This window comes from Cytobacillus massiliigabonensis (genome assembly GCF_900199725.1).
GTDB classification, from domain to species: domain Bacteria; phylum Bacillota; class Bacilli; order Bacillales; family Cytobacillaceae; genus Cytobacillus; species Cytobacillus massiliigabonensis.
This window is the reverse complement of the sequence record NZ_LT904904.1, coordinates 2,815,473-2,832,400: the sequence shown is the minus strand read 5'-3', so window position 1 is coordinate 2,832,400 and position 16,928 is coordinate 2,815,473. Positions and strand designations below refer to the sequence as shown.

Here is a 16,928-nt window from a genome sequence, read left to right as displayed (position 1 = left end):
CCTAAAAATAGGGAAGCAGAAATCTATCCACCTCCCAATCCAGTTTATTGGTTTTTCTTCCTTTTCTTGTTGTTTTGCTTTTGTGCTTCTGTTAGTGGCTCATTGGCAAATTCCTCGTTAAAACCGGCACCCATTCCTTGCCCTTTTGCAACATTCATACCGGGAATAATGTGATTTGCTTTTCTCTTTTTTGCCATTTTTAATCACCTCCATGTATAAGTTTGTCTTTTAATGGAGGAATTATGTAGTGTTTCCAGTATAAAAAATAGCTTTATTATTATTTTCCTAGGATAATTTTTCAAAAGAAGCGAATGAAAATCATTATCAATAAATCCACTCAAACTCACCTTTTTAATAAAAAAAGATAAAAACTTTCTTTTAATATAAGTTATTCTTATCGAAACCAATAACTTTCTTGTTATTTACATATAAAGAAGGTTGTATTAAGATAAGAATTGTGAGAAAAGTTAGGATAGATGAAAATTCCAACTTTTCGACAACTTCCTATATTTATTTAATTGTAAAATTGTAAAAGGGGGATATACCCATGGCAAAAAATGATGTATTTAATGCCCGTAAGTCATTTGAATTAGACGGGAAGCGTTATAACTATTACCATTTAAGCTCTCTTGAAGAGGCTGGAGTAGGAAATGTTTCAAAATTACCTTATTCTATTAAAGTATTACTAGAATCTGTATTACGCCAATATGACGGACGTGTGATTACGAAAGAACATGTTGAAAACTTGGCAAAATGGGGAACAAGTGAAGTGAAGGAAGTTGATGTTCCATTCAAGCCTTCACGTGTTATCCTACAGGACTTTACAGGTGTTCCTGCAGTAGTTGATTTAGCATCTTTACGTAAAGCAATGGCAGATATGGGTGGAGATCCAGACAAAATCAACCCGCTTAAGCCAGTTGATCTTGTTATTGACCACTCTGTACAAGTGGATAAATTTGGTACTGCAGAAGCACTAGATTTGAATATGGAGCTTGAATTTGAGCGTAACGCGGAACGTTATCAATTCTTGAGCTGGGCGCAAAAAGCATTCGATAATTATCGCGCTGTTCCTCCAGCAACAGGAATCGTTCACCAAGTGAACTTAGAGTATCTTGCAAATGTCGTCCATGCACTTGAAAATGAAGATGGCGAATTTGAAGCATTCCCTGATACATTAGTTGGTACGGATTCTCATACAACAATGATTAATGGAATTGGTGTACTTGGATGGGGTGTAGGCGGAATCGAAGCGGAAGCAGGAATGCTTGGACAGCCTTCATACTTCCCAGTGCCTGAAGTTGTAGGGGTTAAACTTACAGGAGAGCTTCCAGATGGTACAACAGCTACTGACCTTGCGTTAAAAGTAACACAAGTGCTTCGTGCTCATGGTGTTGTTGGTAAATTTGTTGAGTTCTATGGTCCAGGTGTGCCAGCGCTGCCACTTGCTGATCGTGCAACGATTGCAAACATGGCTCCAGAATATGGTGCTACATGTGGGTTCTTCCCTGTTGATGCGGAAGCACTTGAATATATGCGCTTAACTGGACGTTCGGAAGAACAAATTAAAGTAGTTGAAACATACAGCAAAGAAAACGGATTATTCTTCGATCCGTCATTAGAGCCTGTATATACGAATGTTGTTGAAATTAATCTTGCTGAAATTGAAGCAAATCTATCTGGACCAAAGCGCCCTCAAGATTTAATTCCACTTTCAGCAATGAAGAAAGAATTCAATCAAGCGATTACGGCTCCTCAAGGAAACCAGGGATTTGGTTTAGATGAGAAGGAAATTAATAAAGAGGTAACAGTTAAATTCAACAATGGTGAAACAACACAAATGAAAACAGGTGCCGTTGCAATAGCTGCGATTACAAGCTGTACGAACACTTCTAATCCATATGTATTAGTTGGGGCAGGCTTAGTTGCGAAAAAAGCTGTTGAGCTTGGCATGGAAGTGCCTAAGTTTGTAAAAACATCTTTAGCACCTGGATCTAAGGTAGTAACTGGATACTTGCGTGATTCTGGTTTACTTCCATACCTTGATCAATTAGGATTTAACCTTGTTGGATATGGCTGTACGACATGTATCGGTAACTCTGGTCCATTAAAAGAGGAGATTGAAAAAGCTGTTGCAGAGAGCGATCTTCTTGTTACATCCGTTCTTTCAGGGAACCGTAACTTTGAAGGACGTATCCACCCGCTTGTTAAAGCGAACTACTTGGCATCACCGCCGCTTGTGGTTGCTTATGCACTTGCAGGAACAGTTGATATCGATCTTCAAAATGAAGCAATCGGTAAAGATAAAGATGGAAAAGATGTATTCTTTAAGGATATTTGGCCAACATCTGCTGAAATCAATGAAGTAGTGAAACGTACAGTTACACCTGATTTATTCCGTTCAGAATACGAAAATGTATTTGGCGACAATGCCCTTTGGAACAAAATCCAAACAAGCAATGAACCGCTATACACATTTGATGAAACATCAACTTATATCCAGAACCCGCCGTTCTTTGAAGGCTTAAAGCCTGATCCAGACGAAGTAAAACCTTTAAATGGTTTACGTGTTGTTGGTAAATTCGGTGATTCTGTAACAACTGACCATATTTCTCCTGCTGGTGCAATCGGTAAAGATACGCCTGCTGGAAAATATTTACGTGAAAATGGTGTTGAGGTTCGTGACTTTAACTCTTACGGATCTCGTCGTGGAAACCATGAGGTGATGATGCGTGGAACATTCGCTAACATCCGTATCCGCAACCAAATTGCACCTGGCACAGAAGGCGGCTTTACAACTTACTGGCCAACTGGTGAAGTTACTTCTATTTATGATGCTTGCATGAAGTACAAAGAAGATGGTACAGGTCTTGTTGTTCTTGCTGGTAAGGATTATGGAATGGGCTCTTCACGTGACTGGGCTGCAAAAGGAACAAACCTATTAGGCATCAAGACTGTAATTGCTGAAAGCTATGAGCGTATTCACCGTTCAAACCTTGTATTAATGGGTGTTCTTCCACTTCAATTCAAGGATGGTGAAAGTGCTGAAACTTTAGGTTTAACAGGTAAAGAAACAATCGATGTTCAAGTCGATGAAAATGTGAGACCTCGTGATCTCGTACAAGTAACGGCAACAGATGAAGATGGAAACAAGAAAACATTTGAAGTGCTTGTTCGTTTCGATTCTGAAGTTGAAATTGATTACTACCGTCATGGAGGAATCCTGCAAATGGTTCTTCGTGAGAAGCTAGCTAACTAAATTGTTATGAAGCATGTGATTTCAGAAATGAAATTGCATGCTTTTTTATTTGAAGAATTGTCACATTTACCATGTAAAACACATAGGAAAACATCTTATTATTTATTTGTGTCTGGGTTACAATAACTCTATAAGGTTAAAAAGGTGTGGAATAGCATGATGAAAAAAGTAATAGCTATCGTTTTTTTATGCGGCTTAATGACGGTCGCAATTGTCCAGGCAATGGAAAAGAATACAAAGCAAGAGCAAGGAGTTGAATCAATTCAGACAAGTAAACTCCCTGGTCTAGAGGTAGGATTAAAGGCACCGGACTTTGAATTAAAGAATTTAGCGGGTGATACGGTAAGACTTTCAGATTTCAAAGGACAAAAGATTATGTTAAATTTCTGGGCAACATGGTGCCCCCCATGTAAAAAAGAAATGCCGGATATGCAAAAATTTTATGAACTTACAAAGAATGATGTCGTTATTCTTGCAGTAAATATTGATCCTGAGGCTGATGTAGAAGGCTTTGCAAAGAAGATGAACGTTCATTTCCCAATCCTTTTAGATGAAAAAGATAAAGTAAGTTCCATGTACAAAATACTGACAATTCCAACTACCTTTTTTATCGATGAGGAAGGAATCATTCAGCATAAGCATTTAAGTGCAATGACAATCGAAATGATGAAGGAATATTCGGGTTTTTAAGGCATAAAGCATCAGTATATCGCTGATGTTTTTTATTTTCAGCAAAACTAATAAATTTTCAAAAAGTTGTAATAATTACAAAGTTTTTTGTGAATAATAACTGTTAATATAGGAATAAAGGAAGGTGAAATAACAATGAGAAAACCTAGAAAACGTTCATTCGCCGATCTTGTTTTAGAAAATAAACGACAAATTTTAAAAGATCAAGCTGCTATGGATAGAATTGAGGCACGGTTAGAACAAAAGCGATTAACAAAAGCTGAATAACATTATTTACAAGAAATGAAACCCTCCTCAAGTGGAAATATTAATATTATTGAGGAGGGATATTTTTATGGGAAATCCAAAAAGAGATGCAAGAAAATTTAATCCAAACCATATTGGTACCCAACCAAGAGGATATGGAGGAAATAACGGCAAGAAAATGCAAAGTAATACAGGCGGAGTACCGCAAGTAATGCAAACAAAAGGTGAATAAAGATACGATCCTTATTGCCACCGTTTTCTTTTACGGTGGTTTTTATATGAAAACAACCACTATTTTCCGTTGATATTTTTGCTCTTAATTCACAAACTAAATTCGTATGACAACAACAATTTTAGGAGGAATAGGAGTATGGCGTATAATAATAAACCCAAACCAGATGATCGCAGTGACAATGTCGAGAAATTAGAAACGATGGTTCAAAATACAATTGAAAATATAAATAAAGCGGAAGAAACACTAGCATTTTCAAATGCAGAGGATCGAGCTAGAGTTGAAGCAAAAAATGAGCGCAGGAAGGAAAGTATTGATGCAATGCGCTCAGAAATTGAGGATGAATCTCAGGCGCGTCAAAATGGATACAATCAATAACAACAAATGAAATAAGTAGGAGACCTGTTCCAGATGGACAGGTCTTTTCCTATAAAGAATAAAGATAAATATGATATGATAGGTATGGAATTTGATAAGAAGAAGTGTGAGAATATGGAAAAGCAAAGACAAAATCATACAATTATAGAAAAATGGAAGCAATGGGAGCAGGAATTCGTTCAAAATAAGTACATAAAGAATGAAGCGGAATTATTATCAGCAATCAAATCATTAGATGAGGATTCAGATCCAAAGCTTGCCTCTGAACTATTAACAATTGCTTCCTTATCGAGAATGAATAAATTTAAGCAGGATTCATTGAGCTTGGCATGGCTCAAGAAAGCGAATCAATTAAATGAAAATAATGAAAGAGCAGCAGAAGTATTAGGCCAATTTGAATGGAAGAAGAAGGAGGGAGCACTAGATGCACTTGTGTTTCCTCCATTAAGAGAAACTGATAATCGGCAAGCAAAGAAAAAAACATCCGAGCAATTTTTGTTCATTTGCCAACAATTCCTTGATCATGCAGACGCAGAGAGGGACCAATTGCAATTGGGGATGGAAAATGCCAAAAAAAGAAGTGAACTTAACTTACAGCAACTGCATGAAAAAATGATTCTTCTATTGGAAGAAGTTATAGAAGAAACAGCATTGCTCTTAAAAGCATCAGAAGAGTATGATCAATCAATAGCGGGTGTATTCTATACCTCTACTTATTATAGTGATATGAAGAAACATTTAGATCGCATTGAAATGCTGAAAAAAGAGTGGGCAAACATTTTCTGTAAAGAGAAAGAAGATACAGTAGTAAAAATGACTCCACTTGAAGAGTTAGAGAATATGATTGGACTTGTCCATGTAAAAAAGAGAGTAAATGATTATTATCGCTTTCTATCCTACCAAAAGGAACGTAAAGCACTTGGATTTCAAGTAAAGGATGAAATGAGCTTAAACATGGTCATAACTGGGAATCCAGGGACAGGGAAAACAACAATTGCTCGTTTACTAGCAAAAATTTATCATGAGCTCGGAGTTCTTCCTCGTGAAGAAGTGATTGAAGCAGACCGTTCACAGCTTGTAGGTTCATTTGTAGGCCAAACGGAAGAAAATGTTCGTGCGATAGTTGAAAAATCTATTGGTGGAGTGCTATTTATCGATGAAGCATACAGCCTAAAAAGAGAGGGACAAACAGGAAATGATTATGGGCAAACGGCAATAGATTCACTCGTTTCATTAATGACTGGACCAGAATATGGCGGCAAGTTTGCGGTGATTTTGGCGGGCTATCCTGATGAGATGAGACAATTTTTAGATGCCAATCCTGGTCTAAGAAGCCGCTTTCCACAATCAAACCAAATTCAGCTTCCTGATTATTCGAATGCCGAACTCATTGGGATCGCAGAGAAACTTGCAAAAGAAAATGATTATGTGATGACAGATGATGCAAAGCAGGAGCTTGAAAAAAGAATGGATAAGGAACGTGTGGATGAAACGTTTGGCAATGCACGGACAGTTCAAGATCTGGTCTTAGGGGCAATTTTTAAAAAGGGTTCACAATTTTCAAAGGACAAGCATATTTTGACATATACATTGCTTGAAAAAGAGGATTTTGAAGAAAGTGAACAAGAGATGCAAAGGAATCCACGAGAACAATTAGAACAGTTAATTGGACTTGAATCAATTAAGAATGAAGTGAATATCCTCATTTCTTTTGTGCAAATGCAGCAAATGAGGCGCGAAAAAGGATTGCCAGTCGTTCCTATCCAGCTCCATTCTGTATTTACAGGCAACCCTGGAACAGGAAAGACAACAGTTGCTAAAATATTTGCGGAGCTGCTGAAGGAATGCGGAATGCTGAAAAGAGGGCATTTAGTCGTTACTAGCCGAGCAAATTTTGTTGCTGGTTATGTCGGACAAACAGCGATAAAAACAAAAAAAATGATTCGAGAAGCACTAGGCGGAGTCCTTTTTATTGATGAGGCTTATTCGCTGCTTTCTGCTGCACATGGGGATTTTGGTAAGGAAGTCGTAAACACGCTTGTTGATGAAATGACGAAGCATAATGAAAACTTAGTTGTTATTTTGGCAGGTTATCCAAAGGAAATGGATGAATTACTCAAAAGTAATCCAGGGTTAAAATCAAGATTTAAAAAGTTTTTCCATTTTGGTGATTATTCCAATGAAGAGCTGCTGCAAATCATCATTAATTATGCTTCTCACTTTCAATATCAATTAACATCAGAAGCACGGGCTTATTTAAAAGCTTCATTAAGTAATATAACAATAAACGGGAATGGCAGATTCGCAACAAATGTAACGGATGAGGCCATTCAGTCACAGGCTCTAAGATTAATGTCAGAAGAAAAGGAAAATCATACATTAGAAAAAGTGAATGATCTAGAAAAAGCAGATTTTGAAACTGCAATTTTTAGAATAGGAAAAGGGGAATAGGCATGTTCGTTTCAACAAGGGAAATTGAAGTCAGATATGCAGAGACAGATCAAATGGGTGTTGTGTATCATGCTAATTATCTAATCTGGATGGAGTTAGGACGCACTAAGCTTATTAAGGATTTAGGCTTTAATTATGCAGAATTAGAAAAGGATGGAATTCTATCACCTGTAATGGATATCCAAGCATCCTATAAAAAACCGCTCCTTTATGGGCAAAAGGCGATTGTGAAAACATGGATTGATGAGTATGATGGCTTACGCGTCAATTATGGGTATGAAATATTTAATGAAGATGGAGATTTAGCTGTTACTGGTCTTACCAAACATGTTTGTGTGAAAAAGGATTCTTTCCGACCGCTTTCCATTAGAAAAAAATATCCTGAATGGCATGAAGCATATGAAAAGGCAAAGAAACAACCGGTAGAAGCTAATTAATTTTTTGGATCGTTTACGTTAGATCTTCTTTATGATGATTGGTGGTGCAGGCATTGGCATTTGGATTAAAAAAGAAAGATATCCAAGAATGGAAAACTAAAATTGATCAAGGGGAAATTGCCTTTTTAACACATTATTGGCTAGATGACCGCTTTCCAGGATATAAAACTGTGACTAAAGTTGGCTGCAGCGATATGAATCGCCTGATTGAATGGGGGAGGAAACATCATTTGCGGCCCGAATGGATACATAAGCGGAAGGACGGCTATTCCCATTTTGATTTAATTGGAGAACATCAAGCGGAAATATTGGAAGCAGAAGGACTTGAAGAACATATTTGGGAAGAAATAAAGAGTTAGCAGTTAATAAGCGGAGAATTTCCGGCTAATGTATATAGTGGAAGCATTTGAAGCAGATATAAGCGGAGATATTCCGGTTATTTGCTCTAATTCAGACAAAATCCTATGATTTGGATAATATAACCGGAAAAATTCCCCTTATTTTTAAGGAAATATCGGTATTTCCCAATTTAAACGGAAAATCTCCGTTTATTTTTCAAATACCGTAAAATCAATATTCAATTTCTAACAGAAACAATTGGCATACCGTTAAAAAAAACTGCGATTTTAATGTAAAACCGCAGTTTTTTGTGAAAAATAGCCGTATTGATTCATTGAACAAGCCCATATGTACGAAATAAAATCTGTCAGTGAAAGTAGGCAGTTAGACTTTTCCATATTTGATTGTGAGCAGATGCTTATCACTCATATTTAAATTCTGGCTCTTGCGCTTTTTCATTAAATTCAACATATAGATTATGGTTATCAAAATACCACATATCTTTTTGCTCAATATAATAGGTAATCCCATCTTTTGTTGTTGATATGCCAGCATCATGCGGTTCTTCATTAGAAACGCCTAATGAAAATCCTTGCTGAACAGTGCTATGACCGCCATAACGTGCAAAAAATCGAACATAGTCACCTGCATTCAGCCCCATTTCCTCTTTATACCAGTTTGCAGCTTGATCATTAATTATTATTTTCATTATAAATTCCTCCTTTAAACAGCTCTATTTCATATTCCATCTGCTGCACTTATTTTCTGTTCTTATATGAAAAATAAATCACTGCATTCTAATTAATACCCTTAATTAATAAATGGAATCAATCCACTCAGGATCATAAGCCAATTAAATACAATATGCCAAATTACTGCGGGAAAAATGCTGCCTGAACGAATCGTTATACCCGCATAAAAGATGCCGCCAATTGCAAAGCTAAGGCAAATTGGAATAGTGTACCCAAGTATTAAGTGTGATAGGCCAAAGGCTAATCCCGAAAAAAGCAACGCTGCTTTTTCACCAGCAAGATTGACCATGCTAGTTAGTATGATTCCTCTCCAAAGTATTTCTTCCAATATCCCATTAATGATCGAAAAGGAAAACAGGAATAGCAGAAATGGGAGACTAAAACTAGGATTTGCTTTTACGATAAAGGGCATGAAAATCGCTATATTTACACTAATGGCAATGAGCAAAAATCCCTTAATAGAAATGGAGTGAAAACCATTCCAAATAAATGGGAATGATATTTTAGCTTGCCAATTCGGACATTCCCAATAAAAAATCGGCTTTTCACTAAATTTCTTTGCAACATAAAACATGAATAAGATAGGAAATAACATTAAACAACGACTAAGAACCATTAAGATGTTTACATGATAAGGGAGGCTATCTATTAGACGATCCCCAAAAAGAAAAAAGAGATAGCCGATGATATAGGCTGTTAAAACCCATAAAAATACACGTTTTTGTTTTGCAAAAATGGCCAAATAAAGAATACATGCAAGCAGAAGGGCAAAAGCAACAATGAAGTGTTTATATTGAACAGTGACAGTAATGATAATAAATAACAAGAGCTGTAAATAAGGTAAAATCATGTTTTGTTTTACGGATATCATCATTGTGTTCACCCTTTCAATTTGCTATCAAGTCATTTTACCACTTTTAACCTCATTTTTCTTATTTTAGCACTTATTAATAGTAGAATGTATGAATGAGAGAAAGAGCAAGACTGCTTTCTCTTGCTCTTTTTTTGGTACATATTTTATTTAATAGGTTTTAAAATGCTTAATCAATTCTCTTAATTCAAATGTTAGCTTATGCAACTTCTCAGAAATGGCCATTACCTCATGAACTGATTGCTCCTGTTCTTTTGTCATACTTGTCACTTCTTGAACTCCTGCAGAAGTTTGCTCAGAGACGGCAATGACACTATCAACCGAGCTTGTAATCGACTGACTGCTGGATGATAGGATGGTACTTGCTCCTGCTATTTCATCAATTTCTTTTATAAAATGCTCAATAAATTGAATCATATTGTCATAGCTATTTGCTGTATTCTTCACCATTTCTGCACCATGGACAGCGGATTCTCTGCCAAGATCAATATTTTTTAAAGCTTCTGAAGAATCCCCTTGAATATCTGTAATTAACGCTGATATTTTTTCTACAGAATCACTGCTTTGCTCAGCGAGCTTTTTGACTTCTTGTGCAACTACAGCAAACCCCCGGCCTTGTTCGCCAGCTCTTGCAGCTTCAATCGCAGCATTGAGTGAAAGTAAATTTGTTTGCTCAGCAACACCCTGAATGAATGTTGTAATTTCATTAATCGTTTGAAGTTTTTGATCCAGTTCTTTCATAATAGTGGTTGATCCAATCGATTGGGCGACGATTCGGTTTATTTCATTTCTCATGTTTTCCGTTGCTTTTTGACCTTCAGCAGTTACTGCCTTCGTTTCTTGAGCTTGTTCTACTATTTTACTTATTCGTTCCGACATTGAGCGGACGGCTTTATCATTTTTTTCGACATGGGCAGATATATTTACCATATCTGTAGTAAGCTGTTCAGAGCCGCTTGCTACATCATCCATCGCTGAGCTTACAATTGTCGTCACTTGTGTGGAAACCCCAGCTTGGTTATTTAATACTTTAGAATCTTTTTCAACTTCAACGATTAAATCATTCATTTTACTAGCCATGTTTCTTAAACTATCAATCATATGATTAACTGAAATAAATAATGAACTGATTTCATCTTTTGATTTCACATCCATTTTCCTTGTTAAATCTCCATTGGCAACGCCTTTTAAGAAATCAGAAAGCTTCTTTATTGGCTGAATAAAATATTTTGCAAAAAAGAGAGTAATCCCTATTGAAATGGCTAGCAGAATAAGGATAATGATGACTTGTGCTGATAATAATTTAGTAAAAATAGATTGCAATTTCTTGTCAGCATTCACAATTCGATTGCTCATATTCTGGGAAATTTGATTAGAGAAGGACTTGATTTCCTCCTGAGAAATGACAGAAAAAATCTCCCATCCTGTTTCTTCGTCCTTATCACTAACATATGTTACTTGATCAATGTCTAAATAAATATTTTTATCGTTTTTTTCTTTGAAAACAGGCAACGAGGAAATATTCTCATTTTTAAGTACAAGTTCTTTGTCCTTATATGCGAGAAGAGAACCTTCTTTGTCAGTTAAAATTACATAGCCAGTATTTCCAACCTTTGTATTTGCGATCGATGCGGTCAGTTTCTCAAGAGATAGGTCAACTCCTAGTACGCCATATAATTCATCATTCTTAAACAATGGCAAGCTAACAGTGACGAGATAATTATTTGTTCCAGCATCAAGATAAGCATCGGTAATAATAAATTGTTCTTTTTCTGCTGTCTTTGCAGGTGAGTACCATGGTCTAGACGTTGGATCATAATCAGGAGGCAAAGGGTAGTCGGCAGGATAAATCGTAAATTTCTTTTCTTCTGTCCCTAAATACATATTAGTGATTAACTCATTTTGTACAGCAATTTTTTCAAATAATGCTGCAAGAGCTGCTGGATCGTTTGAATACACTTCATTAAAATTTGAAACGGTAGCTAAATCACTTTTTGCTCTCGAAATAACCTCATTTATGGAAGCTTTCACATTTTTTGTCTCATGGTAGGTCAAAGTGCCTGCATAATGCTCAGCAAATCCATTTACATCTCTCATTGCATCTGCAGCTAAACCGTTAGTTAGCTCCTTTCCATTCTTTGAGAAGAGAGAAACGGATACATAAGTAAACCCCGAACTTACTGCTAAAATAAGCACCATTGTCGATAACACACCGACGATTAATTTAATCTTTAGTGACAATTGCTTTCCCCCCTAAAACCTATATGAAGCATTTCTATCTTACTTAATTATAATCTATAGGTAAGAGGTACTATTTTGAATTTTCGAAAGTTGTGTAACAATTATAAGTTTCCTAACATATGCTGTTGAATTTCTTCATATTTTGTTTTGGCATTTTCCAAGCCGAATTCGTCTGCATCCTGAAGGGGCACGACCAGGTAATTTCGTATACGTTTAATTTTTGAAACATATGTAGGGTAAAAGGCAGGGGCATTTAATGAAATTTTTACACCATCATTATCTAAGGTCTTTGTCACCTCAACCGTTGCCATGCCTCCGATATCTTTATAATTATTATTTTGTCCTGAAAGGAAGTTTCCTAAGGAGTAAATAACTAGTGTCTTGTGTCCATCCGCAGCTTTCCTCCATTCCATCGGCTGCAGCACATGCGGGTGGTGACCGAAAATAACATGGACACCTTCATCAGCAAGGAATTGAGCCAATTCTTTCTGTTCCGCAGTTGGAAAACGCTGATACTCATTACCCCAATGAATGCTCATTACTATAATATCCGCTTCCTGTTTGGCGCGAGTTATTTCTTCTTTCATTGCTTTTTGATCAATTAAATTTACAAGAAACTCTTTCCCTTTAGGAACGGGAATGCCGTTTGTTCCATATGTGTAGGATAAATAGGCAACTCTGATCCCATTTGATTCCAGAACTTGTAGTTTTTGCTTTTCATTAGCGTTCTTATATGTACCGACATGCGGCAAACGGATTGTATCCAGATAATGAAGGGAAGCAAGAAGCCCCTTTTCTCCTTTATCCAAAGAATGATTATTGGCTGTCGAGACAATGTCCACACCTGCATCTTTTAATGCGTCCCCAATCTCTTGGGGGCTATTAAATAATGGATAGCTGGATATTCCAATTTCTTTCCCTCCTAAAATTGTTTCCTGGTTGGCAAGCAGAAGATCTGGCTGATGGAGGGTTTGTTTTATATGCTGAAACATAGGGGTGAAATCATAACCATCAGCTGTTTTTGCATCATTATAAACCCAATCATGTATTAGAATATCGCCGATTGCACCAAGAGTAATCGTTTGACTGTAAGATTTTGCTTCAACAAATGTTTGTCTTGGCTGATGTGATTGAATGGGCTGGAAGACAAACTCACTTTTCTTTGAGTCTTTATACATATTTAGAATGAGAAGGGAGGATAGTGTAATTAATGCCGTACAGAATAAGATAGAGAATAAGAATGATAGCTTCCTTTTCATGACGTACTCCTTAGAATAATGTTTACGTTTAATATAATATAAAATCAGGAATTATTCTCTAATAATATGAAGATAAAAAAATAAGCGGCGCCATAAGGTGCTGCTTATTTCAAAGAAACTATAAATTTTTGTGAATGGGTAATACAATCTTAAAAGTTGAACCCTTTCCTAGTTCGCTTGTTATGAATATTTGACCTGAATGTTCTTCAATAATTTTCTTGCAGATCGGGAGTCCAATGCCCGTTCCAGAATTCTTTGTCGTATAAAATGGGGTAAATAGATGGTTTAATGTTGCATTTGTCATTCCACATCCATTGTCTGTTATATAAATGCAGACAGCGGATAAATCCTCTATTTCTAATAAGATATCAATTTTTCCAGGAATTTTTTCTTTGTCTTCTATAATTGCATCAATAGCGTTTTTTAAGAGATTTACGAATACTTGTTTCAATTGCGCTCCATCTGCAAATACAGAAGGAATATGATCTGGAAGCTGTATGTTCAGGTTGATGTTATGAAACAATGCTTCACTTTCATATAATAAGCCGATCTCATGAATAATTTTTAGCAAAGAAATTTCCTCTTTTTTATTCTTTTGTGGTTTTGCAGCATTTAAATACTCAAAGATGAGATTATTTGCCCTGTCTAATTCATCGAGTGCGATATCTATATATTGTTCCTTCCCGCTATCAATTAAATATGGTCGAAGCAGCTGGAGAAAGCCTTTTACAGATGTTAATGGGTTCCTGATTTCATGAGCAATCCCAGCAGCAAGTGCGTTAATATTCTCTAAATACTGCGGATAAATGGATGTTTCGAGCAATTTTTCCGAATCAATGATCATGTTGTTATCTTTCTCAAGGAACTGTTTGTTTGAATCTTTCATAATGAATCATCCTTACTATGATTATTTCTTAAAAAGCAATGGCAACTGACAAGAATTTTTTTCTTAATCTAAACTATGACGAAAAAAATCAAATTATGTTCAGTAATGTAATATTTTCTATGTAAGGAATGAAATAAGAAGATATAAGACTTTCTGACTATATTATACTAAATATTATTAAGTTATCAATAACGAACGATAATTACTTTTAATTCGAACGTCAAAATAATCACAAAATTGTAATAAAGGGAATAAGACAAAAGAAAAACAGCAGAGAACACTGCTGTTTACAAAGGATATTTAATATTCTATAACCATTTTATTTTTGGCTCTGTTTTATTGATAATTCGTTGAATATTTGACCGATGCCGATAAATGACAAAAGTGGACATGATCAAGACAACGATAATAAGCGGGATATCCCATATAATTAGCGAATAAATGACTGCAACAATTGCTGCAAGCATGGATGATAATGATACGTATTTTGTGATATATAAACAAATGAAAAATACAGCTAACATAATGATAAACATTGGAAATGCGTATCCTAGCAGTACTCCGCCTGAAGTGGCTACAGCTTTTCCTCCCTTGAAGCCAGCAAAAATCGGGTACATATGACCGATGACTGCAAAAATACCTGGAATTAGCTTATGCATGTCCTCCGAACCAATGATAAATGGAAGCAATACAGCAATGGTTCCTTTTAAAATATCTGCTATCGTAACCACTAATCCAGCTTTTTTTCCGAGTACTCTAAAAGAGTTTGTTCCGCCTAAATTTCCGCTGCCATGCTCACGAATGTCCACTCCATGAAAAAGTTTTCCAATAATTAAACCGGAGGGGATAGAGCCGAGTAAATATGCTAATACAATGATTATTCCGTTTGTTACCATGTAAACTCTCCTTCAATCTTTAAGTACGGTGCCTATATTGTACCATGAGGAAAATAAAAAATACTATGTACAATCGTAATGAAATCACCCAGAATAAATTTATTATTAGGAAATGGAAAAAAAGAAACTTTTATTTATCCAATTTCGTTATCATTAAAGGGTATTTCACCTTCCAAATTTCTGCATTTTTCGATACGATAGGTTTAAGGAGGAAATATACAATGGCTCGTGTTGAATATCATAAACAAAAATCGCATTCAATGGGGTGGATTATTACTGGCCTATTTATTGCATTTTTGTTAATTATTACAAGTATCACTTTATTGCTTTATCCATTTGCTTCCTCAGAGAAGGAAGTTTATTTTCAGGGGGAAAATCCTATTTTATTCGAAGGAAAACAGGCTGGAAATGCAATTGTTGATAATGAAAGCGTCTATATTCCATATACTTTCCTTAAGGAGTATATTGATGACACAATCACCTTTGATGAAAAATCTAATTCTATTATTTTGACAACAAAAAACAAGGTTATACAAATGCCATCTGATTCACTAACTTATTATGTGAATGAAGAACCTGTTCAATTACATTTTTCCATTTTTAAAGTGAGTAATGGGGAAAAGTATATTGCCCTTGAACCTTTATTGGCCTATTATCCTATCGAGTACTCGATTACGCCAGAAACGAATGCTATTTGGGTGAAAAAGGATGGCGAGACAATCGTTCACGGTCATGTGACAGATAAAAAGACAAACGAGGAGAAATTACGCTTACGAATGGATGCTACTTTACAATCTCCTTATTCGGCTGTAACTGTGCCAGATGAAAAGCTCTTTATAGAAGGGGAAAAGGAAGATTACTATTTTGTTAGAAAAGAAAATGGAATGGCAGGGTATCTAAAAAAAGATTTTGTTGAAAAAGAGGATCTTGTTCAAAAAGTTTCAATCCAACGTGAAAAAGTGGAAGTGAATGTTCCGAAAATAGATGGACCCATTCATCTCACTTGGGAAGCCGTTTATACGAAAAATCCAGATCCTGCGAAGATGCCTAAAATGCCTGGAGTTAACGTAATTTCACCTACATGGTTTGAATTAGGTGATAGCAGTGGGGCGATAAAGAATTTAGGTTCTCTTGATTTTTCCACATGGGCGCAGAAGCAGGGTTATCAGGTATGGGGACTATTTTCTAATGCGTTTGACCCCAAGCTAACCCATGAGGCATTTAAAGACTTTGAAACAAGACAGAAGATGATTAGACAACTCCTGCATTACAGTCAAATTTATCATTTAAACGGAATTAATCTTGATATAGAAAATGTAAATCCTGATGATGGTCCGCTGATTACCCAATTTGTACGTGAAGCTGTTCCTTATTTCCATGAAGCAGGTCTTGTCGTTTCAATGGATGTTACATTTATTGCAAGTGGAAATTGGTCTGCTTTTTATGAAAGAGATAAGCTTGCAAGTCTTGTAGACTATATGATTGTTATGGCATATGACGAGCATTGGGGATCCTCTCCAGTTGCTGGAAGTGTTGCCAGTCTTCCATGGGTAGAGGCTAACTTGCAAAAGCTGCTGGAAGTCGTTCCAAATGATCGCTTAGTATTGGGCGTTCCGCTATATGCAAGACTCTGGGCCGAAAAGGATAATGGCGAGGTTTCATCAAAAGCTCTATCGATGAGCAAAGTACAGGAGTGGCTGACGGAAAATGGATTAACGCCTGTATATGATGAAGCAAGCGGGCAAAACTATGCGGAGCTATATTCCGAAACAGAACAAATAACGTATAAAATTTGGCTCGAAGATGAATTGTCTTTAAGCAAACGTGCTGAATTGGCAATGAAATATGATCTGGCAGGTGTGGCCAGCTGGTCAAGGTTTTTTGCGGATGAATCCGCATGGACGGCACTTTCTTTAAAAGAAGGTCAAGTGACAAAGAAGTAAGTTAAAAAAGCTAGGGGTTTTTATTTACCCCTAGCTTTTCTTAAGTCCATC

16 protein-coding genes are annotated in these 16,928 nt (G+C 36.2%); 9 read left to right on the top strand and 7 right to left on the bottom strand.

From position 1 onward, the window contains the following. Positions 1–44: 44 nt before the first annotated feature. Complete coding sequence (sspO, locus tag C1726_RS25175) at positions 45–197, bottom strand: small acid-soluble spore protein O (protein ID WP_102275660.1); 153 nt, start codon at positions 195–197, stop codon at positions 45–47. Between the two features lie 350 nt (positions 198–547). Between sspO and acnA the strand changes: the two genes are divergently transcribed. The 8 genes from acnA (at position 548) to C1726_RS25135 (ending at position 8,049) form a co-directional block, all read left to right on the top strand. Next, positions 548–3,256, top strand: a complete 2,709-nt coding sequence (acnA, locus tag C1726_RS25170; RefSeq protein ID WP_102275659.1) for an aconitate hydratase AcnA — start codon at positions 548–550, stop codon at positions 3,254–3,256. Between the two features lie 156 nt (positions 3,257–3,412). Next, positions 3,413–3,946 carry a peroxiredoxin family protein gene (locus C1726_RS25165; protein WP_102275658.1) on the top strand — a complete coding sequence of 178 codons (534 nt, stop codon included), beginning with the start codon at positions 3,413–3,415 and terminating at the stop codon, positions 3,944–3,946. A 135-nt stretch (positions 3,947–4,081) separates the two neighbouring features. Beyond that, a complete protein-coding gene (locus tag C1726_RS25160; protein WP_180968302.1) occupies positions 4,082–4,213 on the top strand; it encodes an FbpB family small basic protein in 132 nt (43 codons plus the stop codon). A 67-nt stretch (positions 4,214–4,280) separates the two neighbouring features. Beyond that, the gene (locus C1726_RS25155; protein ID WP_057764635.1) at positions 4,281–4,424 is read left to right on the top strand and encodes an acid-soluble spore protein N; all 144 of its coding nucleotides are present in this window, start codon (positions 4,281–4,283) and stop codon (positions 4,422–4,424) included. A 138-nt stretch (positions 4,425–4,562) separates the two neighbouring features. Beyond that, positions 4,563–4,802, top strand: coding sequence for a small acid-soluble spore protein Tlp (gene tlp / locus C1726_RS25150; protein ID WP_102275656.1), 240 nt, complete (start codon positions 4,563–4,565; stop codon positions 4,800–4,802). A 114-nt stretch (positions 4,803–4,916) separates the two neighbouring features. Then, the gene (locus C1726_RS25145; protein WP_102275938.1) at positions 4,917–7,253 is read left to right on the top strand and encodes an AAA family ATPase; all 2,337 of its coding nucleotides are present in this window, start codon (positions 4,917–4,919) and stop codon (positions 7,251–7,253) included. 2 nt (positions 7,254–7,255) lie between these two features. Beyond that, entirely contained in the window at positions 7,256–7,690 is a 435-nt protein-coding gene (locus C1726_RS25140; RefSeq protein ID WP_102275655.1) for an acyl-CoA thioesterase, read from the top strand. Positions 7,691–7,743: 53 nt separating this feature from the next. After that, positions 7,744–8,049 carry a hypothetical protein gene (locus tag C1726_RS25135; protein WP_102275654.1) on the top strand — a complete coding sequence of 102 codons (306 nt, stop codon included), beginning with the start codon at positions 7,744–7,746 and terminating at the stop codon, positions 8,047–8,049. Between the two features lie 401 nt (positions 8,050–8,450). On the opposite strand, the gene C1726_RS25130 is transcribed toward C1726_RS25135, so the two are convergent. From C1726_RS25130 to plsY, 6 genes are all read right to left on the bottom strand, one after another. Next, positions 8,451–8,738, bottom strand: a complete 288-nt coding sequence (locus tag C1726_RS25130) for a HesB/YadR/YfhF family protein (RefSeq protein ID WP_102275653.1) — start codon at positions 8,736–8,738, stop codon at positions 8,451–8,453. Positions 8,739–8,839: 101 nt separating this feature from the next. Beyond that, complete coding sequence (locus C1726_RS25975) at positions 8,840–9,655, bottom strand: CPBP family intramembrane glutamic endopeptidase (protein ID WP_142385111.1); 816 nt, start codon at positions 9,653–9,655, stop codon at positions 8,840–8,842. A gap of 147 nt (positions 9,656–9,802) precedes the next feature. Beyond that, positions 9,803–11,893: a methyl-accepting chemotaxis protein gene (locus C1726_RS25120; RefSeq protein ID WP_102275652.1), complete on the bottom strand. Its 2,091-nt coding sequence runs from the start codon at positions 11,891–11,893 to the stop codon at positions 9,803–9,805. A 101-nt stretch (positions 11,894–11,994) separates the two neighbouring features. After that, positions 11,995–13,152, bottom strand: a complete 1,158-nt coding sequence (locus C1726_RS25115; protein ID WP_102275651.1) for a CapA family protein — start codon at positions 13,150–13,152, stop codon at positions 11,995–11,997. 118 nt (positions 13,153–13,270) lie between these two features. Beyond that, positions 13,271–14,038 (bottom strand): ATP-binding protein, encoded by a 768-nt coding sequence (locus C1726_RS25110; protein ID WP_102275650.1) that lies wholly within the window; start codon positions 14,036–14,038, stop codon positions 13,271–13,273. A 308-nt stretch (positions 14,039–14,346) separates the two neighbouring features. Beyond that, the gene (plsY, locus tag C1726_RS25105) at positions 14,347–14,934 is read right to left on the bottom strand and encodes a glycerol-3-phosphate 1-O-acyltransferase PlsY (protein ID WP_102275649.1); all 588 of its coding nucleotides are present in this window, start codon (positions 14,932–14,934) and stop codon (positions 14,347–14,349) included. A 221-nt stretch (positions 14,935–15,155) separates the two neighbouring features. Between plsY and C1726_RS25100 the strand changes: the two genes are divergently transcribed. After that, positions 15,156–16,877 (top strand): glycosyl hydrolase family 18 protein, encoded by a 1,722-nt coding sequence (locus C1726_RS25100; RefSeq protein ID WP_102275648.1) that lies wholly within the window; start codon positions 15,156–15,158, stop codon positions 16,875–16,877. The last annotated feature ends 51 nt before the right edge of the window (positions 16,878–16,928 follow it).

What these genes read in the sequence shown, in the direction of transcription:
- sspO (WP_102275660.1), bottom strand. Translation starts at nt 197, where the DNA reads ATGGCAAAAAAGAGAAAAGCAAATCACATTATTCCCGGTATGAATGTT.
- acnA (WP_102275659.1), top strand. Translation starts at nt 548, where the DNA reads ATGGCAAAAAATGATGTATTTAATGCCCGTAAGTCATTTGAATTAGAC.
- C1726_RS25165 (WP_102275658.1), top strand. Translation starts at nt 3,413, where the DNA reads ATGATGAAAAAAGTAATAGCTATCGTTTTTTTATGCGGCTTAATGACG.
- C1726_RS25160 (WP_180968302.1), top strand. Translation starts at nt 4,082, where the DNA reads ATGAGAAAACCTAGAAAACGTTCATTCGCCGATCTTGTTTTAGAAAAT.
- C1726_RS25155 (WP_057764635.1), top strand. Translation starts at nt 4,281, where the DNA reads ATGGGAAATCCAAAAAGAGATGCAAGAAAATTTAATCCAAACCATATT.
- tlp (WP_102275656.1), top strand. Translation starts at nt 4,563, where the DNA reads ATGGCGTATAATAATAAACCCAAACCAGATGATCGCAGTGACAATGTC.
- C1726_RS25145 (WP_102275938.1), top strand. Translation starts at nt 4,917, where the DNA reads ATGGAAAAGCAAAGACAAAATCATACAATTATAGAAAAATGGAAGCAA.
- C1726_RS25140 (WP_102275655.1), top strand. Translation starts at nt 7,256, where the DNA reads ATGTTCGTTTCAACAAGGGAAATTGAAGTCAGATATGCAGAGACAGAT.
- C1726_RS25130 (WP_102275653.1), bottom strand. Translation starts at nt 8,738, where the DNA reads ATGAAAATAATAATTAATGATCAAGCTGCAAACTGGTATAAAGAGGAA.
- C1726_RS25975 (WP_142385111.1), bottom strand. Translation starts at nt 9,655, where the DNA reads ATGATGATATCCGTAAAACAAAACATGATTTTACCTTATTTACAGCTC.
- C1726_RS25115 (WP_102275651.1), bottom strand. Translation starts at nt 13,152, where the DNA reads ATGAAAAGGAAGCTATCATTCTTATTCTCTATCTTATTCTGTACGGCA.
- C1726_RS25110 (WP_102275650.1), bottom strand. Translation starts at nt 14,038, where the DNA reads ATGAAAGATTCAAACAAACAGTTCCTTGAGAAAGATAACAACATGATC.
- plsY (WP_102275649.1), bottom strand. Translation starts at nt 14,934, where the DNA reads ATGGTAACAAACGGAATAATCATTGTATTAGCATATTTACTCGGCTCT.
- C1726_RS25100 (WP_102275648.1), top strand. Translation starts at nt 15,156, where the DNA reads ATGGCTCGTGTTGAATATCATAAACAAAAATCGCATTCAATGGGGTGG.